Origin of the sequence: Streptomyces sp. NPDC028635 (genome assembly GCF_040637635.1) — a bacterium.
Taxonomy (GTDB): domain Bacteria; phylum Actinomycetota; class Actinomycetes; order Streptomycetales; family Streptomycetaceae; genus Streptomyces.
Genome location: NZ_JBEZWX010000022.1, coordinates 63358 through 85634, shown reverse-complemented (window position 1 = coordinate 85634; position 22277 = coordinate 63358). Strand labels below are relative to the sequence as shown.

Annotated in this window: 21 protein-coding genes; 10 read left to right on the top strand and 11 right to left on the bottom strand. The window is 74.2% G+C overall.

The features are described 5' to 3' along the window. Window positions 1–20 precede the first annotated feature (20 nt). Complete coding sequence (locus AB0E88_RS22970) at window positions 21–1265, top strand: molybdopterin-dependent oxidoreductase (RefSeq protein ID WP_361633243.1); 1245 nt, start codon at window positions 21–23, stop codon at window positions 1263–1265. Between the two features lie 313 nt (window positions 1266–1578). Here the strand turns inward: AB0E88_RS22970 and AB0E88_RS22965 are convergent, their stop codons facing one another. The 3 genes from AB0E88_RS22965 to AB0E88_RS22955 are packed head-to-tail and all read right to left on the bottom strand — an operon-like array spanning window position 1579 to window position 4360. Beyond that, complete coding sequence (locus tag AB0E88_RS22965) at window positions 1579–3045, bottom strand: methyltransferase domain-containing protein (protein ID WP_361633240.1); 1467 nt, start codon at window positions 3043–3045, stop codon at window positions 1579–1581. Next, on the bottom strand, window positions 3042–3659 hold the full coding sequence (locus AB0E88_RS22960; RefSeq protein WP_361633238.1) for a DUF2064 domain-containing protein: 618 nt from the start codon (window positions 3657–3659) through the stop codon (window positions 3042–3044). Before AB0E88_RS22960 ends, AB0E88_RS22965 begins: the two co-directional genes overlap by 4 nt. Then, window positions 3656–4360 (bottom strand): glycosyltransferase family 2 protein, encoded by a 705-nt coding sequence (locus AB0E88_RS22955; RefSeq protein WP_361633235.1) that lies wholly within the window; start codon window positions 4358–4360, stop codon window positions 3656–3658. Before AB0E88_RS22955 ends, AB0E88_RS22960 begins: the two co-directional genes overlap by 4 nt. Window positions 4361–4474: 114 nt before the next feature. On the opposite strand from AB0E88_RS22955, the gene AB0E88_RS22950 reads away from it, so the two are divergent. Then, window positions 4475–5227 (top strand): response regulator transcription factor, encoded by a 753-nt coding sequence (locus AB0E88_RS22950; RefSeq protein ID WP_361633232.1) that lies wholly within the window; start codon window positions 4475–4477, stop codon window positions 5225–5227. A gap of 1 nt (window position 5228) precedes the next feature. Next, window positions 5229–6341: a HAMP domain-containing sensor histidine kinase gene (locus tag AB0E88_RS22945; protein WP_361633229.1), complete on the top strand. Its 1113-nt coding sequence runs from the start codon at window positions 5229–5231 to the stop codon at window positions 6339–6341. A 563-nt stretch (window positions 6342–6904) separates the two neighbouring features. On the opposite strand, the gene AB0E88_RS22940 is transcribed toward AB0E88_RS22945, so the two are convergent. The 4 genes from AB0E88_RS22940 to AB0E88_RS22925 all read right to left on the bottom strand — a co-directional run bounded on the left by AB0E88_RS22940 (window position 6905) and on the right by AB0E88_RS22925 (window position 10536). Next, window positions 6905–7894: an NAD-dependent epimerase/dehydratase family protein gene (locus tag AB0E88_RS22940; RefSeq protein WP_361633226.1), complete on the bottom strand. Its 990-nt coding sequence runs from the start codon at window positions 7892–7894 to the stop codon at window positions 6905–6907. Window positions 7895–8037: 143 nt separating this feature from the next. Further along, window positions 8038–8415, bottom strand: coding sequence for a hypothetical protein (locus tag AB0E88_RS22935; protein ID WP_361633223.1), 378 nt, complete (start codon window positions 8413–8415; stop codon window positions 8038–8040). An 80-nt stretch (window positions 8416–8495) separates the two neighbouring features. Continuing rightward, window positions 8496–9365 (bottom strand): ribonuclease BN, encoded by an 870-nt coding sequence (locus AB0E88_RS22930; protein ID WP_361633220.1) that lies wholly within the window; start codon window positions 9363–9365, stop codon window positions 8496–8498. A gap of 193 nt (window positions 9366–9558) precedes the next feature. Then, on the bottom strand, window positions 9559–10536 hold the full coding sequence (locus tag AB0E88_RS22925) for an alpha-L-glutamate ligase (protein ID WP_361633218.1): 978 nt from the start codon (window positions 10534–10536) through the stop codon (window positions 9559–9561). A 509-nt stretch (window positions 10537–11045) separates the two neighbouring features. Between AB0E88_RS22925 and AB0E88_RS22920 the strand changes: the two genes are divergently transcribed. The 3 genes from AB0E88_RS22920 to AB0E88_RS22910 all read left to right on the top strand — a co-directional run bounded on the left by AB0E88_RS22920 (window position 11046) and on the right by AB0E88_RS22910 (window position 13042). Further along, window positions 11046–11564, top strand: coding sequence for a hypothetical protein (locus AB0E88_RS22920; protein WP_361633216.1), 519 nt, complete (start codon window positions 11046–11048; stop codon window positions 11562–11564). A gap of 124 nt (window positions 11565–11688) precedes the next feature. Next, the gene (locus tag AB0E88_RS22915) at window positions 11689–12363 is read left to right on the top strand and encodes a class F sortase (RefSeq protein ID WP_361633213.1); all 675 of its coding nucleotides are present in this window, start codon (window positions 11689–11691) and stop codon (window positions 12361–12363) included. A gap of 37 nt (window positions 12364–12400) precedes the next feature. Beyond that, window positions 12401–13042 (top strand): carbonic anhydrase, encoded by a 642-nt coding sequence (locus AB0E88_RS22910; RefSeq protein ID WP_361633210.1) that lies wholly within the window; start codon window positions 12401–12403, stop codon window positions 13040–13042. Window positions 13043–13137: 95 nt separating this feature from the next. Here AB0E88_RS22910 and AB0E88_RS22905 read toward each other — a convergent pair whose 3' ends face one another. Both AB0E88_RS22905 and AB0E88_RS22900 read right to left on the bottom strand, forming a co-directional pair. After that, window positions 13138–13689 carry a potassium channel family protein gene (locus AB0E88_RS22905; RefSeq protein ID WP_361633207.1) on the bottom strand — a complete coding sequence of 184 codons (552 nt, stop codon included), beginning with the start codon at window positions 13687–13689 and terminating at the stop codon, window positions 13138–13140. Beyond that, on the bottom strand, window positions 13686–14966 hold the full coding sequence (locus tag AB0E88_RS22900) for a chloride channel protein (protein WP_361633363.1): 1281 nt from the start codon (window positions 14964–14966) through the stop codon (window positions 13686–13688). The genes AB0E88_RS22905 and AB0E88_RS22900 overlap by 4 nt, the downstream gene beginning before the upstream one ends. A gap of 305 nt (window positions 14967–15271) precedes the next feature. Here AB0E88_RS22900 and htpG point away from each other — a divergent pair, with 305 nt between their 5' ends. Continuing rightward, a complete protein-coding gene (htpG, locus tag AB0E88_RS22895) occupies window positions 15272–17173 on the top strand; it encodes a molecular chaperone HtpG (RefSeq protein ID WP_361633204.1) in 1902 nt (633 codons plus the stop codon). A gap of 97 nt (window positions 17174–17270) precedes the next feature. Continuing rightward, entirely contained in the window at window positions 17271–18254 is a 984-nt protein-coding gene (locus AB0E88_RS22890; RefSeq protein WP_361633201.1) for a trypsin-like peptidase domain-containing protein, read from the top strand. Between the two features lie 104 nt (window positions 18255–18358). On the opposite strand, the gene AB0E88_RS22885 is transcribed toward AB0E88_RS22890, so the two are convergent. Continuing rightward, window positions 18359–19474, bottom strand: a complete 1116-nt coding sequence (locus tag AB0E88_RS22885) for a CapA family protein (protein ID WP_361633198.1) — start codon at window positions 19472–19474, stop codon at window positions 18359–18361. A gap of 390 nt (window positions 19475–19864) precedes the next feature. Here AB0E88_RS22885 and AB0E88_RS22880 point away from each other — a divergent pair, with 390 nt between their 5' ends. Then, entirely contained in the window at window positions 19865–20623 is a 759-nt protein-coding gene (locus AB0E88_RS22880) for a tRNA-dependent cyclodipeptide synthase (protein WP_361633195.1), read from the top strand. Continuing rightward, window positions 20620–21822, top strand: a complete 1203-nt coding sequence (locus AB0E88_RS22875) for a cytochrome P450 (RefSeq protein WP_361633192.1) — start codon at window positions 20620–20622, stop codon at window positions 21820–21822. Before AB0E88_RS22880 ends, AB0E88_RS22875 begins: the two co-directional genes overlap by 4 nt. Before the next feature lie 109 nt (window positions 21823–21931). Here the strand turns inward: AB0E88_RS22875 and AB0E88_RS22870 are convergent, their stop codons facing one another. Next, window positions 21932–22228, bottom strand: a complete 297-nt coding sequence (locus AB0E88_RS22870) for a hypothetical protein (RefSeq protein WP_361633190.1) — start codon at window positions 22226–22228, stop codon at window positions 21932–21934. Window positions 22229–22277 lie beyond the last annotated feature (49 nt).

The window sequence follows — 22277 nt, the reverse complement described above, 5'->3', positions numbered from 1 at the left end:
TCGCGGCCTACGGTCGGCACATGCGCGACCAACGGCTTCCCACCTCGCCCGGTTTCTGGCGCAGCCCGCTGCGCGGGCCGTGGTTCACCTCGGTGCTCGGACTGGTGCTGCTCGTCGGCGTCACCGTGCTGTTCGTGACCGGACTCGTGTCCTACGCCGCCTACAACCCGGGGCTGTCCCCGGTGAACGACAAGACGCCCGGCAAGGGCCTGCTCGGCTTCTATCTCTTCGCCTGGCCGACGAACCCGGTCTGGCTGTACCGGCTCACCCAGGGCGTGCACGTCACGCTCGGCATCACGCTGATCCCCGTACTGCTGGCCAAGCTGTGGTCGGTGGTGCCCAAGCTGTTCGCCCTGCCGCCGGCCCGGTCCCTCACGCACGCCTTGGAACGTGTCTCCTTGCTGCTGCTGGTCGGGGGAGCGCTGTTCGAGTTCACCACGGGCGTGCTCAACGTCCAGCTCGACTATCTCTTCCCCGGCTCGTTCTACCCGCTGCACTTCTACGGTGCCTGGGTCTTCTTCGCCGCGTTCGTCGTGCACGCGGCGCTGCGGGTGCCCGCGGCCGTGCGCAACGTACGGCGGCGGGGACACACCCAGCCGGCACAGGCGAGCGGCGCGGACCTCGTCTCCCCGCGGCCGGACGTGCCGAGCGTGTCCCGCCGCGGCGCGCTGTGGCTGGTCGGAGGCGGTTCGCTGCTGCTGTTCGCCACCAGCGCCGGCCGCAGCTTCGACGGGCCGCTGCGGCGCACGGCCCTGCTCGCCCCGCACGGCTGGGCGGATCCGGGGGGCGGACCCGGCGGCTTCCAGATCAACAAGACCGCCGCGTACGCCGGCATCCGGGCCGCGGAGACCGGCGCGGAGGCGTGGCGGCTGGTCGTCACCGGCCGCACCGGAACCGTCCGCCTCACCCGTGACCGGCTGCTGAGCATGCCGCAGCACAGCGCCGCGCTGCCGATCGCGTGCGTGGAGGGCTGGTCGACCTCCGACCAGTGGTGGCGCGGGGTGCGGCTGCGTGACCTCGCCGCGCTCGTCGGTCACGACGACTCCACCGACGTACTCGTCGAGTCGCTCCAGCGGCACGGCGCCTTCCGCCGGGCCGCGCTGAGCGCCGACCAGGTCGCCGACGGCCGCAGTCTGCTCGCCCTGTCCGTCAACGGCGAGCCCCTCACCCTGGACCACGGTTATCCGGCCCGGGTGATCGTCCCCGCGGCGCCCGGTGTGCTGAACACCAAGTGGGTGGCCCGGCTGACCTTCGGAGCCCTGTGATGCGCCACCGGCTCACCCTCGAAAGCCCGCTCCGACTGCTGCTGCTCGCCTGCTCGTTCGCGCTCGCCGGGTACGCCGGGGTGCGGCTGCTGGCCGGCGACTGGCTCGGCGTCGCGCTGTGGTTCGTCGGCGCGGCGCTGCTGCACGACCTGGTGCTGCTGCCGCTGTACGCCGCCGCGGACCGCGCCCTGCTGAGGGCGTGCGGCGCGGTCGGCGGCCGCGCGTGGGCGCCGTACGTACGGGTGCCCGCCGCGCTCTCCGGCCTGCTGCTCCTCGTGTGGTTTCCCCTGATCAGCGGCCAGGTGGCCGACCGCTACGAGCGGGTCGCCGGGCTGTCGGCGGCCGGCTTCGCGGCCCGCTGGCTGCTGATCAGCGCCGCCCTCTTCGGCGGCTCCGCGGTGCTGCTGGTGTGGCGGCTGCGCAGGGCGACGAAGCACCGGCCGCCCGCCGTCCACTGACCGGCGGCACGCCAGCCCGCGCGCCGGGCGCGACGCAGCAGGGCGGGCGTGCCGATGCGGGCCCACGCGAACGGGCTGCCGACCGTACCGCCGGGGCCGGCGAGACGGACCGTGACCCGTTCGTCGACGTCGACCGGCGCGGTCTCGACGAGTGCCAGGCCACCCGGGGCGAGCACCCGGGCCAGCCGGCCGAGCAGGGCCGCGGGATCACCGCCGATGCCGATGTTGCCGTCCAGCAGCAGCGCGGTGCCCCACCGCCCCTCGCCGGGCAGCGACGCGAACACGGACCGGCACAGAACGGAAGCCCCCGCGTGCGACGGCGCCCAGGCGTCACCGACCGGCTGCGAGCAGGCTCCGCCGCACGGCGATGCGCAGGCTCCGCCGCGCGGGGACGCGGAGGTTGAGCCGGGCCGCGAGGTGGAGGCTCCGGTGGACCGTGGCTCGCACGCTCGGCAGGGCGGCTGCCCGCAGGCCGCGCCGGGCGGCGGCGCGCAGGCCCCGCCAGGCGGCAGCGCGCAGGCTGTGCCGGGCGGCGGCGCGGAGGTTGCGCCGGGCGGCGACGGCCAGGCTCCGGTGGGCGGCGGCACGCAGGCTCCGCCGGATCGTGGCTCGCACGCTCGGCAGGGCGGCTGCCCGCAGGCCCCGCCGTGCGGCAGCGCGCAGGCCGCGACGGGCGGCGGCGCGGAGGTTGCGCCGGGGGGCGAGGCGCAGGCTCCGCCGGACGGCGGCGCGCAGGCCCCACCGGTCGGCCTTGCGCAGGACCCGGGCCGGGGCGTGCGGGGTTCGCTCTCCGGCGGCCGGACCGACTCGCCCGGCGGCGGTGCGCAGGGTGTCGTGTGCGGGGAGGCGTCGGCTGCCGTGTGCGGGCAGGCGGGGTCTCCCGTGTGCGCGGACGTGCAGGCCGCACCCGTGTCCGGGCATGCGCGGAGTTCCGCGCGCGCCGCGGACGTGGCGGCGGCCGTGCTTCGTGGCGGGCGCAGCCGTCGCCGGGTGTGGGCGACGGCGGCCTCGCTGACGTCGAGGCCCAGCACCGGCCGTCCCCGTTCCGCGAGCGCGGCGACCAGCCGGCCCGGCCCGCACCCGACGTCGAGGACGGAACCCTCGCAGCGGTCCAGCACCGCCAGGTCCACCGCGTCGGCGTCGGCACACCACCGCTCCACCTCCAGCGGCAGCAGCCACCCGTCGGCCCGCCGCAGGAACAGCGGCCCACGCCCGGCACGCAGCGCACCGGCGTAGGGCTCGTCCCCGGCCCACGCGGGCACCCCGCCCGCAGGCCGGCGCCGGGCTGCCGCCGGTGGCGCGGCCTCATGCGTGGCGCTCACCGGTCCGAGCCCGCGGTGAGCCGGGACAGTCGCGCGGCGAAACCGCCGTCGGGGGCCTCGGCGGCGACCGCCGCCGCGTCGTCGGCCGTGTCCACGTCGCGCAGCCGGGGCAAGTCACGCACGCGCAGCCCCGCCGCGAGCAGCCGCTGCCGCTGCACGGCTCCCGTCGCCTGCGTCGACATGGGCACGCCCCGTACCAAGCGGGGATCGGGCTCGGCCATGCCGAGGGCCCAGAAGCCGCCGTCCTCGGCCGGCCCGAACCACGCGTCGCACTCGTCGAAGTCCACATCGAGCAGGCGCGGCGTCACCTGCGGGGTGTCCATGCCGATGAGCAGCGCCGGGCCGTCGCAGCCGGCGAAGGCGTCCGCGAGCCGCTCGTCCAGGCCGCCGCCGCACTGCCGTACGACGTCGAATCCGGGCGGCAGCCACGGCCCCGGGCGGCCCTCCAGGACGAGGACGCGCCGGGCCGCGGGCGTCGCCGCCACCGCGGTCAGGGTGTCGGCGAGCGCCGCCTCGGCGAGCGCGGCCGCCTGCCGCGGCGTGAACGGTGGTGTGAGCCGCGTCTTGACGCGGCCCGGCCGGGGTTCCTTGGCGATGACGACCAGCGTGGTCACCGGGACACCCCGTCCGCGGCCGGCTCGGCCAGGGCGCGGCTCATGTCCCGTACCGCCTGCCAGGTGCCACGCCAGGTACCGGTCACCTTGGAGGCCCCGGTGCGCGGCACGTACGGCACGTCGTGCTCGGTGATGCGCCAGCCGGCGTCGGCGGCCCGCACGACCATCTGCAGGGGGTAGCCGCTGCGCCGGTCCGTCAGACCGAGGGCGAGCAGCGGCTCGCGGCGGGCGGCCCGCAGCGGGCCGAGGTCGTGCAACCGCAGTCCGGTGCGGCGGCGCACCAGCCGGGCCAGGGCGATGTTCCCGGCGCGGGCGTGCGCGGGCCAAGCGCCGCGGCCCCGAGGCCGGCGCCGGCCGAGGACCAGATCGGCCGCGCCGGAGCGGATCTCGTCGACGAACGGCACCAACAGGGCCGGGTCGAGCGAGCCGTCGCAGTCGCAGAAGCAGACGATCTCGGCGCTCGCCGCGGTCAGCCCCGCGTGGCAGGCGGCCCCGAACCCGCGGCGCGGCTCGTCCACGACCGTCGCGCCGAGGGCGCGGGCCAGCTCCGGGGAGCCGTCGCTGGAGCCGTTGTCCACGACAAGCGCCCGCCAGCCGGGCGGGATGCGGCCCAGCACCCAGGGGAGCGCCTCGGCCTCGTCGAGGCAGGGCAGGATCACGTCGACGCCGCAGCGGGCGGGAGAGGTCGTCACGGCACTCACCCTACGGACGCAAAACCGGCATTCCGGGCCATGGCTCCTTACGAAACACGGACATCGGACGGGCGGAACCCTCCGTGCGCACCACCGGGCCGGGCGCGGTGCGAGGCTGGACCCATGCAGCAGCCGCACCCCTTCGCGCAGCCCGTGGCCGACGGCCCGGCGGCGCCCCGCGCCCGGGTCCTGGTCGTCGACGACGACCCCACCGTCGCCGAGGTCGTCGCCGGCTACCTGACCCGCGCCGGCTGTGCCGTCGACCGCGCGGCGGACGGTCCCGGCGCGCTGGAGCGGGCCGCCCGCAACCGCCCCGACCTGGTCGTCCTCGACCTGATGCTGCCCGGCATGGACGGCCTGGAGGTGTGCCGCCGGATACGGGAACGCGGCCCCGTCCCGGTGATCATGCTCACCGCCCGCGGTGACGAGGACGACCGCGTGCTCGGTCTGGAGGTCGGCGCCGACGACTACGTCACCAAACCCTTCAGCCCCCGCGAACTGGTGCTGCGGGTCCAGTCGGTGCTGCGCCGCACCCGCCCCGGGCCGGCGGCGGCCCCGCTCGCCGCCGCCGGACTCACCGTCGACCCGGCCGCCCGCCGCGCCACCCGTGAAGGAGTCGAACTCGCCCTGACCCTGCGCGAGTTCGACCTGCTCGCCTTCTTCCTGCAGCACCCCGGCCGCGCCTGCAGCCGTGAGGACCTCATGCGCGAGGTGTGGGGGTGGGACTTCGGCGACCTGTCCACCGTCACCGTCCATGTGCGGCGGCTGCGCGCCAAGGTCGAGGACGATCCGGCCCGGCCGCGCCTGATCCAGACCGTGTGGGGGGTCGGCTACCGCTTCGACCCCGCCGGCAGCGACGGGAGCGAGGAGGGCTGACGTGTCCGACACCCTGCTGATCGCTCTCTACGCCTTCTGCGGTGCCGCCGCCACCGGCCTGGTGGGCGCGGGCGTCCTGCGGCTGATCCGCCGGCGCTCCCTCATCGCCTCGCTGACCGTGGTCGCGGCGGTGGCCGTGGGCGCGATGCTGGCCGGCACCCTGGCGGTGGCCCAGGCGATGTTCCTGTCCTCGCACGACCTCAGCGTGGTCACCACCGTGGTCGCGATGGCGGCCGTCGTCTCCCTGGCGACCGCGTTGCTGCTGGGCCGCTGGGTGGTCGCCCGCAGCCGGGAACTCGCCCTGGCCGCCCGCTCCTTCGGCGACGCCGGCTCCTTCGCCGCGCCCGACGGCCCGACGACGGCCGAACTGGACGAGCTGAGCCGGGAACTCGCGGCCACCAGCGCCCGGCTCGCCGAGTCCCGCGAGCGCGAGCGCGCCCTGGAATCCTCCCGCCGCGAACTCGTCGCGTGGATCTCGCACGATCTGCGCACCCCGCTGGCCGGCCTGCGGGCCATGGCGGAGGCGCTGGAGGACGGGGTGGCCGCCGACCCCGACCGCTATCTGCGGCAGATCCGCACCGAGGTGGAACGCCTCAACGACATGGTCGGCGACCTCTTCGAACTGTCCCGCATCCATGCCGGCACCCTCGCCCTGACCCGCTCCCGGATCTCCCTGTACGACCTGGTCGGCGACGCCCTCGCCGGGGCCGGCCCGCTGGCCCGCGAGCACGGTGTGCGCCTGGTCGGCGATCGCGTGGAGCCGGTCCCGGTGGAGGTCGACGGCAAGGAGATGAGCCGTGTCCTGGGCAACCTGCTCATCAACGCGATCCGCCGCACCCCGGCCGACGGCACGGTCGCGGTGGCCGCCGAACGCGCCCCGCACGGCGTGGTGCTGTCGGTGACCGACGGCTGCGGAGGCATCCCCGAGGAGGACCTGCCCAGGGTGTTCGACACCGGCTGGCGAGGCTCCGACGCGCGCACCCCGCCGGCCGGCGCGGGCCTGGGCCTGGCGATCGTCCGCGGCATCGTCGAGGCCCACCAGGGCCGGGCCGCCGTCCGCAACGTCGTGGGCGGCTGCCGCTTCGAGGTCGTCCTGCCGACCGCCGAGGCCTGACACCTCACACCGTCACCCCGAGCCCCCGGGCCCGCGGACCCCCGGCCCCCCCGGGCGTCCGGGCCCCGGGGCGTCCGAGCTCCCGGATCTCCGGGCGTCGGGGCCTCGGGCCCCCAGACCCTCCGGGCCTCTGGGTGTCCGGGCGTCCGGGCCTCCGGATCTCCGGGCCCCCGGATCTCCGGGCGTCCGGGCCTCGGACCTCCGGGCTCCCGGGGCCTCCCGGCCGCCGGGCGTCCGGATCTCCGGGCCTCGGGCCCTCCGTCCGGGCCTCGGAGCCCCGGACCCTCCGGGCCGCCGGGCGTCCGGATCTCCGGGCCTCGGGCCCCCCGTCCGGGCCTCGGGCCCCCGTCCGGGCCTCGGGCCCCCGGACCCTCCGGGCCTCTGGGTGTCCGGGCGTCCGGACCTCCAGGCCTCCGGGCTCCCAGGCCTCCGGGTGTCCAGTCTCCGGACCCTCTGGATCTCCGGGCCTCGGGCCCCGGATCTCCGGGCCTCCCGGCCCCCGGAGTCCCGGCCGCCCGGAGTCCCGGACCCCCGGCCCGGCGGGCGCGTCCCCGGCGACCGGGTCACGCCTCGGTGGCGAACTCCCGCATACCCGCCTCGAAGCCCACCCGGGGCCGCCAGCCCAGCTCGGCGATCAGCCGGGCGGAGTCCGCCGTGATGTGCCGGACGTCCCCCAGCCGGTACTCGCCCGTCACCACGGGCTGCGGCCCGCCGTGCGCCGCGGCGAGCGCACGCGCCAGCTCGCCCACGGTGCGCGGTTCGCCGCTGCCCGTGTTGTACGCCGTCAGCGTGCCCCCGGCCGAACAGGCCTCCAGCGCCGCCACATTGGCCGCGGCCACGTCCCGTACGTGCACGAAGTCCCGGCGCTGGCACCCGTCCTCGAACACGCGGGGTGCCTCGCCCCGGGCGAGAGAGGAGCGGAAGAACGAAGCCACCCCGGCGTACGGGGTGTCGCGCGGCATCCGCGGACCGTAGACGTTGTGGTAGCGCAGCGACACCGCCCCACCGCCCGTGGACCGCGCCCAGGCGGCCGCCAGGTGTTCCTGGGCGAGCTTCGTCGACGCGTAGACGTTGCGCGGATCGGCCGGGGCGTCCTCGCCGACCAGGCCGGGCTCCAGGCCCCCGCCGCACGCCGGGCACCTCGGCTCGAACCGTCCCGCCGCGAGGTCGGCGACGGCTCGCGGCCCGGGCCGGACCGCGCCGTGCGCCGCACAGGTGTACCGCCCCTCCCCGTAGACCACCATCGACCCGGCCAGCACCAGGTGGCGCACCCCGGCCCGGGCCATCTCCGCGAGCAGGACGGCGGTACCCAGGTCGTTGTGCGAGACGTAGTCCGGGGCGTCCGCGAACACGGTCCCCAGACCGACCTTCGCGGCCTGGTGACAGACGGCGTCGACGCCGGCCAGCGCCCGCCCCACCGCCGTGGCGTCCCGTACGTCCGCGGCGGGGTCCGTGCGGACGTCGAACGCGACCGGCTGGTGGCCGCGCTCGGTCAGTGCCTCGACGACATGGGACCCGATGAACCCGGCGCTGCCGGTGACCAGTACACGCATGGGCGCAGGCTAGGCCCGCGGCGGGTACGCCGGCGGTTCCCCGTCCGGCACGTCACGGCTTCGTAAGGGATGGATCAGCCGTCGCCGCAGCGGACCTCCCCGACAGGATCAGCCGTCGCCGCAGCGGACCTCCCCGACAGGGATCAGCCGTCGGAGTAGCGGACGTCCCCGATGGTCCAGGCGGTCACGTCCCCGATGGCGACGCGGTACATGCCGCCGCTCTCGGGGATGCCGGTGGTGCCCTGGATGATCCGGGCCAGATGGAAGTGCAGGTGCGTCGGGGGCTTCGGATCGTCGGAGGCGGCCGCCTCCTGGTGCCCCGCGGTGAAGATGCCGGCGAACCGGCCGAGCTGCTCGGAGTCCCGCAGTACTTCGGCGACCCGCTGGCGCCAGACCTTCTCCGGTGCGAGCCGCCCGGTGATCACGGCTCCGTCCACGACCACGGTCAGCGACATCTGGTTGCTGTGTCCGGCCTCCACGTGCGCGGCGATCTCGACCAGCAGCTTGTCAGGGTGCGACATGGAGCGACTCTATCCAATGTCCGCTCCGGCCCGGATCCGGGGCACGGTCGTCCCGCCGGTCCGGCACGGCCCGGCCGGCGTCAGCGGCGGCGCGGCGGCCCGGGGTCCGGGCCCGGCGGCTGCGGCGCCGGGCCCCGCAGACGGGTGCCGGAGCCCGGGGGACCCGCTTCGCTGTCCCACAGGTGGTGGACGTACAGCCAGTGGCCGAACATCGAGCCGCCGTAGACGACGAAGCCCACCCCGATCAGCCAGGACTCCACGACGAGGACGATGCCGACCGTGCCGTAGCTGATCGCGTTGTCGAGGATCAGCGGGGTGAAGACGAGGAAGGAGAAGCCTCGCAGACCGACCAGGCCCACCATCGTGGCGACCGCGCCCGGCAGCAGATGCAGCCAGCGCACCTGACCGCCGAGCAGGAAGTACTGGCCCCACCAGAAGAAGACGATGCCCGTCGCCGACGACAGGGCGATCCGCTCCGGCCCGCTGAGGGCCGCGTGGGTCTGCACCTCCTGGTACAGGTACACGGTCAGGGCCGCCAGCCACGCCGCCTGACGCCAGATCTTGTGCCAGGGCCCCGGCGGCAGGTTCCAGATCCGCTCGTAGCCGTTCTGCACGCTGCCCGCGAAGGACACACCGAACACGGCCAGCGCGATACCGCCCCACACACTGGTGGCGTTGACCACGTTGCTCGGCGGGGTGCTGATGTCCGTGAGGATCTTCGCGGAGCGGCCCGACAGCCCCATCCCGTCGGCGAGCCACGCGGAGAAGCCCCCACGCTGCAGGGGATCCGCGGCGGCCACCACGATCAGCAGCGGAGCCAGCGTCACGAGGGCCAGGGTGGCGAACCCCATGGCCCGGTGCATCAGCTCCAGCTCCCTGCCGCGCCGCAGGAGGTGGTGGTCCTTGAACCAGCCCACTCCCTGCTGAAGCACGCGCAGACTTCTGTTCACGGGGTGCTCTTCCGTCGGCTCGCGACGCACACACAGCGTTCATCTCAGCCTACTTGCCCTGCCCGCCCGGGCCAGTCGCCGCCGGAAGGCCGATCGGATGATCCCCGAAGCCCGCACGTGAATCCCCAAAGCCGGCGTGTGCATCCCCGAAGCCCGCGCGTGAATCCCGGAGCCCGCTCGTGCGGGTCGTGGGTCACCCCTCCGTCGCCGCTCCCGCCGGCGCCCGGCCGGCCGGGCGCGGCCCGAGGACGGCTTCCAGATGTGCCCGCACGTACGGCACCGCCACCGTCGGCAGTTCCCCGTCCACGAAGGCGGGCTGGACGTTGACCTCGAAGACGACCCCGCCCTGTTCCACGGCCAGGTCCACCCCGGCGAACGGCAGTCCCGTCGACGCGGTCGCCGCGACGGCCAGCTCCGCCGGCCGCGGCGGCAGGTCCGCCGGCGCGATCGGCACCGGTGTCGCGCCCTGGCAGGTGTTGCACGGTGTGTCGAGCGCCGGCTGGAGATGCTCACGGGCGTGCACGACACGGCCGTGCAGCACGAAGACCCGGAACTGGTGGCGCCGCCCGTCGGCCGTGAAGTTTCCGGCGTCCCGTGACAGCAGCCAGTCCGTGCCCCGCTCGGCGTAGAAGTCCGCCGCCCGTGCCAGCCGCGCGACGTCGGTGACGTGAAAGGTGTCGTTGCCGCCCGTGCCGACCACCGGACGGGCCCACGCGTCCCGTCCCAGCTTGTCGAAGGCGGCCACGGCCTCCGGCCGGGACGGCCGGGAGAGCACCACGGTCTCCATGTGGGCCACCCCGTCCCGCGCGAAATGCGCGATCGTGCGGTCCTTCTCCGTCGCCGCCCGCCACGCCTGAGGCGTGCCCACCAGCGGCGCCACCCCCGAGCGCGCCAACACCCGCTGGAAGGGCGCCAGTTCCCGCCGCCGCTGGGGCGGGATCTCGTACAGCACGACCACGTCGGGCAGCACGTCCACGCCCTCGTCCGGCACCCTCAGCCGTAACCGCCCGTCCTCCGGCACGGCGCGTCCGGCGCCGCCGACCGTGAAGTACCGGGAGTCCAGGCGCACCGGGGGAGCGCCGGTGAGCAGCTCGACGGCCCGGGCGAGGTACTCCCGGCACCCCTCCGGCGAGGTGGGATCGGCGATCAGGGCGACACAGGGTCGGGACACAGCGGCCTCCAGCGGCATACGACGCGCCCAGGACCGCCGTGCCGTGACGGCGGCGCGGCCCGGGGCGGGCTACGGGATGGTGTGCCGTTCACATGAGCGGTCGCCGGTGCCCCTCGCGTCCCGTCCGTCCCCGTGCGGAGGGCGGGCGTGGACGGCGAGCGGGGCGGGAGCCGGTGACCGGGGGCGTCACACTGTAGGCGCCGGGGCGCGGCCACGGGCAGGGCGCACACCCGGCGGCAGCGCTGCCGCTCCTGCACCGGCCGCGCCGCCACCCGCCCGGCACCGGCCTTGACAGCCGCTCCGCCTCCGCCCCCGCCCTGTCCACGCGCCCGGACCTGTGTGCGGAGGGCGTCGGGGAGGGGCCGGATGCCGCCGTAGGGGTGGGGTCGTAACCCGTGTGAGCGCCCTGAATGGTGCCCCGGCCGGTCTTGGCTGACGGTGGATCACGCCAGGCCGGGTCTGAAGCTGACAAGGCGTCGGCTGCCCGGCCGCGACGGAAGGACTGTCGAATGCGTTCTGCCCGCATCCTGCTCGCCACCGCGACGGCCACCGCGGCTCTCGCCATCGCCGCACCCGCCTACGCAGAGGGGTCCGGTGGCTGGGACCACGACGACTCCTCCTACAGCAAGGAGCACGACAATTCGTACGGCAAGGAGCACGACAAGGACAGCAGCCACGGCAAGCCGCACGGCGGAATGCACACGGGTGGCGGAGCACTGACCCTGCTCTCCAACGACGACTGGGGCAGCAGCCCCCGCGACCCCAAGCAGGACCCGGAGACGTACAAGAAGGACAACGGCGGCTCCGACTGGGGCGGCAAGACCCCCGGCAACGACAGCTGGGGCGGCAGCCAGGACAGCGGCTCCTGGAGCGGCGGTGACCACGAGAAGCCGCACGGCGGCATGCACACCGGCGGCGGCGCGCTCGCCACGCAGGGCGTCACGGCCGGCGGACTCGCCGCGGTAGCGGTGGCCGGCACCGGACTGTACGTGCTGCGCCGCAAGAAGGTCGCCGGAAGCGTGGCCTGACCATGCCCGACGACATAGCCGACATAGCCCCACGGGCCGCCGCACGCGCATCCAGCCGGCGGCGGCCCCGCCGCTCCATCCCCCGGTCCTCGCCGCTGCCGTGCCCGAATGAGGTGGTGTTCCGATGGCAGCAACCTCCCCGTCCTCCCCCGAGACAGATCCGCAGCCGCCCAGGCGCGGACCGCGCACGCTCGCGACCCTCTTCTGGGCCGCGGTCGCCCTCGTCGCCGTCGTCGGCCTCGCCGGCCACCACGACGCCCCGGGCCCCGGCGCCGGGCCCCGGCCGCACGCCGCGCCGGCCGTCGCCGCCACGTCACCGTCCGCCCCGGCCGGCACCGAACGCCGGCTGCCGCGCTCGCGGCCGACCCGGCTGCTGATCCCCGCGATCGCCGTCGACGCGCCCTTCACCGACCTCGCCCTCGACACGAGCGGCCGGCTCCAGCCGCCCCCGGCCGACGACACCAACCTCGTCGGGTGGTACGCCAAGGGGCCCTCGCCGGGTGAACCGGGTACGTCGGTCATCGCCGGGCACGTCGACACCAAGACGTCCGCGGCGGTCTTCGCCCGTCTGTATGAACTGCAGAAGGGTGATCTGGTCTACGTCGACCGGGCCGACGGACGTCGCGCCGCCTTCGTCGTCGACAGCGCGGAGACCTTCGACAAGGACGACTTCCCGAGCGACCGCGTCTACGCCGACACCCCGCAGGCCGAGGTGCGCCTGATCACCTGCGCCGGCAGCTACGACCGGTCCGCCAAGGACTACACCCAGAACCTCGTCGTCTTCGGCCACCTGGCCTGATCCGGCGTGGCTCACGACCACCCAGTAACCTGTGGCCATGACTGATGCGCCGACCCTCTCCGCCCGCGAGGCGTTCGATCTGCTCCTCGAGGGCAACCAGCGATTCGTCTCCGGTGCCCCCCGGCACCCCAACCAGGACGCCGCCCGCCGCGCCGAGATCGCCCCGTCCCAGAAGCCGTTCGCCGTCCTCTTCGGCTGCTCGGACTCCCGGCTGGCCGCCGAGATCATCTTCGACCGTGGACTCGGAGACCTGTTCGTGGTCCGCACGGCGGGCCACGTGGTGGGCTCCGAGGTGCTGGGCTCCGTCGAGTTCGGCGTGAGCGTCCTCGACGCCCCGCTGGTCGTCGTCCTCGGCCACGACTCCTGCGGTGCCGTCAGCGCGGCCTGCGCCGCGCTCGAGAACGGCGAGACCCCGGGCGGCTTCGTCCGGGACATCGTCGAGCGCGTCACCCCCAGCGTGTTCGCCGCCCGCGCGGCCGGGGACACCAGCGTGGAGGCGGCGCTGGACGAGCACATAAGGCGCACGGTGGACCTGCTGCTGGAGCGGTCCCGCGACCTCGCCGAGCGCGTCGAGGCGGGCAAGGCCGCCGTGGTCGGCCTGTGCTACCGGCTGGTCGACGGCAGCGCCCGGATCGTCGCCTCGCGCGGCATCGACGTCACGGAGCCCGTCGGCTCCTGAACAGGGGTACGCCCCGGCCGGTCCCGCGCGAGCGGGGCCGGCCGTTCGCATGAGGGGGCGATCGCCGCGCGCGTCGGTCGGGGGCCGGACGACGCTCAGCGGTGCCGGCGGCCGCGCCCGGGGCGGGCGTTGCCGCGGGTGCCGATCCTGCTGCGGATGCGGCGGGTGAGGGCGGTCGCCGCCGCCGTGAGGATCACGAAGTTGTAGAGGATCTGCAGCATCGTCACCACCCGGGCGCCCTGCCCCGTCGGGGTGATGTCCCCGTATCCCACGGTCGCCAGGGTGACCAGCGTGAAGTACAGGGCGTCGACACGGGTGACGAGGCCGCTGAACTCGCCCGGGTAGTGGGCCAGGACGAAGTAGGCCGCCGAGAAGACCAGGACCGACAGGCACATCAGCAGCGGGATGACGACACCCGGGTGGGCGCCGGGCCGCTCCAGCAGCACGGCGTGGATCTGGCGGAGCAGCAGCAGGGCGAGCACGCTCAGGGCGGCCACCAGCAGCACCACGGCGAGGGCGGTGCGGTCCGGTCCGAGGCGGTGCAGGGGCAGCAGGAAGTAGGCCAGCAGCATGGCGATCACGCAGGCCCCCGCGGCGAGCCACAGGCGAAGCGAGGGCGGCTCGTGCGCGGGCGGCTCGCCGCTCATCGGCCGGCGCCCTCGGCCCGCCCGGCCGTGCGGCGCTCGAGGAAACGGCTGGTGACGAAGGCGACCACGGCGCAGATGACGATGAGCGGCATCTGGTCGTGGGCGTCCTTGCCCAGGAGCAGCACGGTCAGCACGGAGCTGGTCAGCGGCAGCCCGGTGACGGCGGTCGTGGCGGCGACGACGCCGAGCGCCAGGGCGGGGGTCACTCCCAAGGAGGGCAGCCCGGAGCAGGCCATGGCCGTCGCGGCGCCGAGCAGCACGGCGGGGAAGATCGGACCGCCTCGCATACTGCCCAGAGCCAGGCCGTAGGCCAGCCCCTTGCACAGCACCAGGGCCACCAGAGCGCCGACGGACCAGGCGTGCGGCTGGGCCGCCAGCTGCCCGAGGGTGATCTGGCCCGAGAGCGCCGCCTCGGCGGGGGACCGGCCGGTGACGAGCGCGTACGCGGACAGGGCCGCTCCGACGGCCACGGCACAGGCCACCGTCCGCCAGGCCGTGGCCCGCCCCGCGGTCCACCGCCGGGTGTGCTCGCCCAGCCCGCGTGCACCGGCCACGATCACGGTCACGAGAACCGCAATCGGCAGACCCCACAGGAAGTCCCCGGCGTCCGGGCGGACGTCCGGCGGGACGGTGGGCAACGACAGCGCACCGATGGACAGGCCCGTCCACTGGCCGAAGCCGGTGAAGACCAGGGCGCCGGCCGCGCTCGCCGCCAGACACGGCAGCAGCAGGACCGTCAGTTGCGGTGTGGCCAGCCCGGCGGCCTCCACGACCATCACCGCGGCCGCCAGCGGTCCGCCGAGGATCGTCGAGATGGCCGCCGTGGAACCCGTGGTGGCCACCACCGTCGTCACCCGCTCGTCTGCGTCCCGGCGTACGGCGCGCAGGGCCAGCAGGGCCAGCGCGGAACCCACCGCCATGAGCGGCGCCTCGGGCCCGAGGACCACGCCGAGCGGCAGGGTGAGCAGCGCGGCCAGCGCCACACCGGGCAGGTCGCGGGGGTGCGTAGGCGTGTGGTTCAGGCCGCCCACGGGCAGATGGCCGCCACGCCCGGGCATGCGGGTCACGATCGGCGCCAGGATCAGCCCGGCGAGCGCGAGGGCGGGCAGCGGCCACCACCAGGGCGGGCGGTCGTGGCCCAGGGCGCGGGGGAGCGCCTCCCACACCTCGTGCTGCAGCCAGTGCTGGAGGCTGACGAAGAAGAAGGCGGCCAGCGAGATCGGCACGCCGAGCAGCACCGACAGCAGCAGAAGCCGCAGAAAGGGGCGGCTGAGCACGGCGGGGCGCGGCGGCGCGCCGCCGTCCGGGGGCGGAGGTCCGGCGCCCTCGTGGGGGCGGCGGTCGTGGGAATTCCATCGGGTGGGCACGCGGGTGCCTCCGTCGGGTGGGCCGGGCTGCGACGCGTCGGACGGGCTTCAGTAGACGATCGCCGCGCGCCGCGCGCACCCGGGGGGCGCGACGGATGAGCCGCCCGCGTCCGAAACTCACCCTCCCGGCCTGACCAGGTGTTTTAAAGTGGCAGCACCAGTCATGGCCACCGAAGGTGACCACAACCAAAGCCATCAGTGAGGTAATCGCGACCATGGCGACCGAAACGTTTGAGTTCCAAGTCGAGGCCCGTCAGCTGCTCCAGCTGATGATCCACTCGGTCTACTCGAACAAGGACGTCTTCCTGCGGGAGCTCGTCTCCAACGCCTCCGACGCCCTGGACAAGCTGCGCCTCGCCAAACTGCGGGACGACACGCTCGACGCGGACGTGTCCGACCCGCACATCGAGATCGAGGCGGACAAGGACGCCCGTACGCTCACCGTGCGGGACAACGGCATCGGCATGTCCTACGACGAGGTCGGACGGCTCATCGGCACGATCGCCAACTCCGGCACCGCCCAGTTCCTCAAGGAGCTGAAGGAGGCCGAGGAGGAGGGCGGCGCGGAGGGCCTCATCGGCCAGTTCGGCGTCGGCTTCTACTCGGGCTTCATGGTGGCCGACGAGATGACCCTGCTCACCCGGCGGGCCGGCGAGAGCCACGGCACCCGCTGGTCGTCCCGCGGTGAGGGCACGTACACCCTGGAGCGCGTCGACGACGCCCCGCAGGGCACCGCCGTCACGCTGCACCTGAAGCCCGCAGACCCCGAGAACCAGCTGCACGACTACACGTCCGAGTGGAAGATCCGGGAGATCGTCAAGCGCTACTCGGACTTCATCACCTGGCCCGTCAAGCTCGTCCAGCCGAAGGGCGACGGCGAGGACACGCCCGAGCCGGAGACGCTGAACTCGATGAAGGCGCTGTGGGCGCGTTCGCGCGAGGAGGTCTCCGACGACGAGTACCACGAGCTGTACAAGCACATCAGCCACGACTGGCGCGACCCGCTGGAGACGATCCGGCTCCAGGCCGAGGGCACCTTCGAGTACCAGGCCCTGCTGTTCGTCCCCGCGCACGCCCCGCACGACCTGTTCACCCAGAACCACCGGCGCGGCCTGCAGCTCTACGTCAAGCGCGTGTTCATCATGGACGACTGCGAGGAGCTGCTGCCGCCCTACCTGCGCTTCGTCAAGGGTGTCGTCGACGCGCAGGACCTCTCCCTCAACGTCTCCCGCGAGATCCTCCAGCAGGACCGCCACATCCGCGCGATGCGCAACCGGCTGACGAAGAAGGTCCTCGCCACCGTCAAGGAGATGCGCGAGAAGAACGCCGAGCGCTACGCCGACTTCTGGCGGGAATTCGGTGCCGTGCTGAAGGAGGGCCTGGTCACCGACGCCGAGAACCGTGACGCGATCCTCGCCGTCGCCTCGTTCGCCTCCACCCGCAGCACCGAGGAGCCGACCACGCTCGCGGCGTACGCGGAGCGGATGAAGGACGGCCAGGAGGACATCTGGTACCTCACCGGCGAGAGTCGCCAGGCCGTGGAGAACTCCCCTCACATGGAGGCCTTCCGCGCCAAGGGCATCGAGGTGCTGCTGCTCACCGACCCGGTCGACGAGGTGTGGGCCGACGCCGTGGGCGCCTTCGAGGGCAAGCGGCTGCGCTCGGTCGCCAAGGGCGAGATCGACCTCGACGGCGAGGACGAGCAGCAGACCGACGCCGAGAAGGAGAAGAGGGCCGAGACCTACGCGGGTCTGCTCGGCTGGATGAAGGAGCAGCTGGCCGAGGACATCAAGGACGTCCGTCTGTCCTCCCGGCTCACCGTCTCCCCGGCCTGCGTGGTCTCCGACGCCGACGACCTGACACCGGCGCTGGAGAACATGTACCGGGCGATGGGCCAGGAGGTGCCCCGCACCAAGCGGATCCTGGAACTCAACGCCGGACACCCGCTGGTCGAGAGCCTGAACCGGGCCTTCCAGGAGGCGCCGGAGGACCGCACCGCGCTCACCGAGACCACCGAGCTGCTGCACACCCTGGCCGTCCTGGCCGAGGGCGGCCAGCCGAAGGACCCGGCCCGCTTCGTGAAGCTGGTCGCGGAGCGGCTGGAGCGGTCGCTGTAGCGAACGGGGCCCGCGCTTCCCGGTTCCGGGGCGTTCCCCTTCCGGCCTGCCCGGTGTAATCATGTAATCAACGCCGGGCGAACGGAAGGGGCGCCCCGTGGCCGAGACTCTCTTCGAGCCCGACCGTTCCGGCAAGGAGCAGGCCGCGCTCGACGCGTACTCACGGATCGTCACCTCGGTGGCCGCCGAGCTGACGCCGAAGGTGGCGGCGGTGACCGTCGCGCACCGGTGGAGCCGTGGCCGGTTCGTGCGGGGCACCGGCTCCGCCGTGGTCTTCACCGACGACGGGTTCCTGCTGACCAACGCCCACGTCGTGGGCCGCTCCGACGCCGGTACGGCCTCCTTCGCCGACGGCACGACCGTGCCCTTCCACGTCATCGGCGCCGACCCGCTGTCCGACCTCGCCGTGGTCCGGGCCGACGGGCCGACACCGGCGCCGGTGCGGCTGGGCGAGGCCGACACGCTGCGGGTCGGGCAGCTCGTCGTCGCCGTGGGCAACCCGCTCGGGCTGGCCGGCAGCGTCACCGCGGGTGTGGTCAGCGGCCTCGGCAGGTCCCTGCCGACCAGCGCGGGTGCCGCCACCCGGGTCGTCGACGACGTCGTCCAGACCGACGCCACCCTCCATCCCGGCAGCTCCGGCGGCGCGCTGGCCACGGCGGACGGGGCGGTCGTCGGCATCAACACCGCGATCGCCGACGTCGGCCTCGGCCTCGCCGTCCCGGTCAACGGCACCAGCCGGCAGATCATCGCCGCCCTGCTGTCGGCGGGTCGCGTGCGCCGCGCCTACCTGGGCATCGCCGGCACGCCCGCCCCCTTGCCGCCGCCGGTGCGCGAGCGGACCGGGCGGCGCACCGGACTGCGCATCGCCGAGGTCGTCCCCGCCTCCCCGGCCGCCCGCGCCGGACTGCGCATGGGCGACCTGCTGCTCACCGCCGACGGGGACCCGGTGGACAGCGCCCAGGCCCTGCAACGCCGCATGCTGGAGGACGCCATCGGCCGCCCCCTGGCCCTGACGGCGCTGCGCGGCGACGCCCTGGTCGACGTGATCGCCACGCCCGTGGAACTGGTCGCGGAGGACTAGGAGGGCGCGGTGCGACCCCGGGTGAGGAGCCGCGTGGTTCAGGTGCCGCGTCCGCCACCCGACTGCGCGCTTCAGGTGCCGCGTCCGCCACCCGTCTGCCCGGTTCATGTGCCGCCGTCCGCCACCCGCCCCACCAGCACCCCGTCGTCGCCGAGTCCGATCCGCACGCCCTCGCTGATCCGGTCCAGTACCGCCCGCAGCCACTCCCGGTCCGCCTCCGGCGCCTCCTCCAGCCGCATCCGGCGTGACCGCAGCGGCACCATGCGCAGCCCGGCCAGGGCTCCGGTGCCGTGCTCGACGGTGGCCAGGAACGCCAGACGCAGGTCGTCGCGGTAGCGCTCGTAGCCGGTGATCCCCTCGTAGTCGTCCACGAAGTCGCCGCAGCCGTGCAGGATCAGCCGCCCCCGGTACACCTCGACGGGCCGGGGATGGTGCGAGGAGTGCCCGTGGACCACGTCCACGCCGCCGTCGACGAGGGCGTGCGCGAAGCGGATCTGAGCCGCCGGCACGCGGTAGCCCCAGTTGGACCCCCAGTGCACCGACACCACGGCGAGATCGCCGGGGCGCTTCACCCGCCGCACCCGGTCCACGACGGCGCCGGCCGCGGCGGGGGTCAGGGCGGGCAGGTAGGCGATACCGGAGCGCCCCGGGCCCGCCGCCCAGTCGTCCGGGACACCGCTGCACCTCGTCCCGACCGCGAACACCAGGACCCGCCCGCCGCCGGCCGGCACCACCGCGGGTGCCTGCGCCGCGTCCGCGTCCGGCCCGGCGCCCGCGGTGCGCAGGCCCGCCCCGGCCAGCGCGGCGAGGGTCTCGGCCAGGCCCGGGCGGCCGAAGTCCAGCACATGGTTGTTGGCCAGCACGCACACGTCGGGGCGGATCATCAGCAGGGCCGGCAGGTTGGCCGGGTGCATCCGGTAGTGCACCCCCTTGCCCGGCGCGAAGGTGTCGCTGCGGGTCACCGACGTCTCCAGGTTCACGATCCGCACGTCCGGGGCCTCGGCGTCCAGTGCGGCCAGGGCCTCGCCCCACAGCCAGGACGGCGGGACCGGGGCCGGCACGGGGCCGCTCGCCGACTCCGCCAGCCGGACATAGGCGCGCGCGTCGCCGACGTACTCCTCGCGCAGTGCCGGATCGCCGGGGTGCGCGAGGATCTGGTCGACGCCGCGCCCGAGCATCACATCGCCGCACAGGAACAGCGTCAGGGTGCCGCCGCCCATGCCTCCACCGTACGGCGGGCAGTCGTAGCGGCCGGGAATCTCCCGCCGCGGGGTTGTCCCGAGTTCACCTGGCCAGAAATGAACAACAAGTGAACTCAACATGAGAACAAGGGAAACGACTCATAGCTGCCCCTCGCCCTGACGCGGGCCGGCCTGTGCGAGGGACGCTTTTCCGCCGCCGCCACGGCGGTGACATGGTCGTGCGGTTCATCCGACTGGCTTGAAGTCGACGCTCCGGCCTGCGATTTGAGGTCTTGCTACAAGCGTTTTCGGCCAAAGTGATCTGTGACGCCCCGTGTTCGTTCCGACGCACATAGTGTGTGGGCGCCGCGTCGCTACACCCAGGGCACAGGGCCCTGCCGGGACTTGCGCGCGGCGGAGGATCACCCCTTGACCACAGCATCCGTGCTGATGGCCGACGTCTTCCAGGTCCAGCCCTACACCTCGCACTGCCGGGTCATCCACGACGAGGGCGCGCACGCCGTCATCGGTGTGTCCCCCGGCAACAGCTACTTCTCAGCCGGGCGGCTGCACGACCTCGCCCGCTGGGGGCTGAACCGGTTCGAACGCGTCGACTTCGTCTACACCGACCTCTACGTCGCCGAGATGTACGAGGCGTCCGGCTACACCCCCGACGACGCCCGCCGCAAGGCCGTCAAGAACCTGCGGGGCGTGCGCGCCAAGGTGCGGGACGCGGTCATGACGGCCGACCCGGACGGCACACGGCTGCGCTGGCAGCCGATGTCGGCCTTCCAGGCCAACGACGCCTACCGCGACCTGCACCAGCACCTCACCCGCCGGCTCGGCACCGACGACGACTTCCGCGCCGTGTGCACCTCGCTCGTCAGCCGCTTCCTCACCGCCCGGGGAGAACCGGCGAGCGAGCGGCAGCGCGCCGTGTGCCTGGAGTACGTCTGCGCGGAGGCCCCGCTCTTCCTCGACACCCCCGCCATCCTCGGCGTGCCGTCCTCCCTCAACTGCTACCACCAGCTGCTGCCCATGGCGGAGCTGCTGTACGCGCGGGGCGCCGGACTGCGCGCCTCCCGCAACCAGGGCCACGCCATCGTGACCCCGGCCGACGCCGACCCGGCCGGATCCGCCCCCGCCCCCGCCCCCGCCCCCGCCGCTGTCCAAGGAGCCGCCGCATGACCACCAGCACCGTCCAGATCCCGCCCCTGCTCGACTTCCCCTTCTCCTGGGACGGCTCCCGGGTGCCCGACGAGGTGGCCGCGCTGCGGGAGGCGGCTCCGGTGACCCGGGTGCGGACCATCGCCGGCGACGAGGCATGGCTGGTGTCGTCGTACCGGCTGTGCCGGCAGGTCCTCACCGACGGGCGGTTCTCCCTGAAGGACACCTCTGCCCCGGGCATGCCCCGCCAGTACGCCCTGACGATCCCGCCCGAGGTCGTGAACAACATGGGCAACATCACCGGCGCCGGTCTGCGCCGCGCGGTGATGAGGGCGCTCAACCCGAAGGCCGAGGGCCTGGAGGAGTGGATCCGGGGCGAGGCGCACCGCCTCGTCGACCTGCTCGTCGCCGAGGGGCCGACCGCTGATCTGCGCGGCGCGTTCGCCGACCCGTACTCCGCCGGGATGCACTGCCACATCCTCGGCATCCCCACCAGCGAGGCGCCCGCGTTCCTGCGCAGCCTCGACATCGCCTTCATGAACTCCCCGTGCCCGATCACCGGCGCGAAGATCAACTGGGACCGGGACATCGCCCGGATGACCGGCCTGCTCGACGACCCCGCGACCGGCGGGCTGATGGGCGAGCTGGCCGCCCTGCGCGACGACCCCGACTACGCTCACCTCACCGACGAGATGCTCGCCACCGTCGGTGTCACCCTCTTCGGCGCCGGCGTGATCTCCACGTCCGGCTTCCTCACCATGGCCCTCGTCCATCTGCTCACCCACCCCGAGCTGTGGGCCATGGTGCGGGAGAAGCCCGAGGTGATGGGAGCGGCCGTGGAGGAACTCCTGCGGGTCAACCTGTCCATCGGCGACGCGCTGCCCCGGATCGCTCTGGAGGACGTCACCCTGGGCGACGTGCGGGTGCGCGCGGGCGAACTCGTGCTGGTGCTGGTCGAGGGCGCCAACTTCGACGAGGAGCGCTTCCCCGACCCGCACCGCTTCGACATCGAGCGTCCCAACTCCGCCGACCATCTCTCCTTCGGCGGCGGCTCGCACTACTGCCCGGCGACCGGACTCGGCCGCCGTCACGCCGAGGTCGCCCTGGAGGTGCTCACCGAACGCCTGCCGCAGCTCGAGCTCGCCGTGCCGGTGGAGCAACTGGTGTGGCGCACCGGATTCATGAAGCGCATCCCGGAGCGGCTGCCGGTCACCTGGTGACGGCGCCCGGTATCCGTCCGGCCGGCAGCAGCCGCCGGTCGCACTGAGCAGACCTGCCGGGCGCCGTCCGCCCCGCAGGTCGCTCCCCGCCGAGCGGGCCGCCGCCGGATCAGGCGTGCCGGTGCGGCCTGCGCATCATGTCGTGCAGCGTCGTCCTCTCCTCCGTCTCGACGACGCGCGGCTCCCGGCGGCGGTGGACCGCACCGCTCCTCATCATCGCCAGCCCCAGACAGGCGATCAGCGCCAGCGCCAGGCCCGAGCAGAACAGGGCCAGCCCGTTCAGCGTGGCGATGTGGTGGCCGAGAACGGACACCGAGTAGTGGGGTCCGCCGCCCAGGTTGCCGGCGATCGCGAGGACGATGAAGGCCACCGTGGCCGCGAGGAGGAGGAATCCGAGCAACAGCATGCGAGTCATCTCCCCGAAGAGCCCGGAAGAGGGGTGCCGCCCTCACGGG

What these genes read in the sequence shown, in the direction of transcription:
- htpG (WP_361633204.1), top strand. Translation starts at nt 15,272, where the DNA reads ATGGCGACCGAAACGTTTGAGTTCCAAGTCGAGGCCCGTCAGCTGCTC.
- AB0E88_RS22940 (WP_361633226.1), bottom strand. Translation starts at nt 7,894, where the DNA reads ATGCGTGTACTGGTCACCGGCAGCGCCGGGTTCATCGGGTCCCATGTC.
- AB0E88_RS22875 (WP_361633192.1), top strand. Translation starts at nt 20,620, where the DNA reads ATGACCACCAGCACCGTCCAGATCCCGCCCCTGCTCGACTTCCCCTTC.
- AB0E88_RS22885 (WP_361633198.1), bottom strand. Translation starts at nt 19,474, where the DNA reads ATGGGCGGCGGCACCCTGACGCTGTTCCTGTGCGGCGATGTGATGCTC.
- AB0E88_RS22970 (WP_361633243.1), top strand. Translation starts at nt 21, where the DNA reads ATGCGCGACCAACGGCTTCCCACCTCGCCCGGTTTCTGGCGCAGCCCG.
- AB0E88_RS22935 (WP_361633223.1), bottom strand. Translation starts at nt 8,415, where the DNA reads ATGTCGCACCCTGACAAGCTGCTGGTCGAGATCGCCGCGCACGTGGAG.
- AB0E88_RS22870 (WP_361633190.1), bottom strand. Translation starts at nt 22,228, where the DNA reads ATGCTGTTGCTCGGATTCCTCCTCCTCGCGGCCACGGTGGCCTTCATC.
- AB0E88_RS22920 (WP_361633216.1), top strand. Translation starts at nt 11,046, where the DNA reads ATGCGTTCTGCCCGCATCCTGCTCGCCACCGCGACGGCCACCGCGGCT.
- AB0E88_RS22950 (WP_361633232.1), top strand. Translation starts at nt 4,475, where the DNA reads ATGCAGCAGCCGCACCCCTTCGCGCAGCCCGTGGCCGACGGCCCGGCG.
- AB0E88_RS22905 (WP_361633207.1), bottom strand. Translation starts at nt 13,689, where the DNA reads ATGAGCGGCGAGCCGCCCGCGCACGAGCCGCCCTCGCTTCGCCTGTGG.
- AB0E88_RS22910 (WP_361633210.1), top strand. Translation starts at nt 12,401, where the DNA reads ATGACTGATGCGCCGACCCTCTCCGCCCGCGAGGCGTTCGATCTGCTC.
- AB0E88_RS22915 (WP_361633213.1), top strand. Translation starts at nt 11,689, where the DNA reads ATGGCAGCAACCTCCCCGTCCTCCCCCGAGACAGATCCGCAGCCGCCC.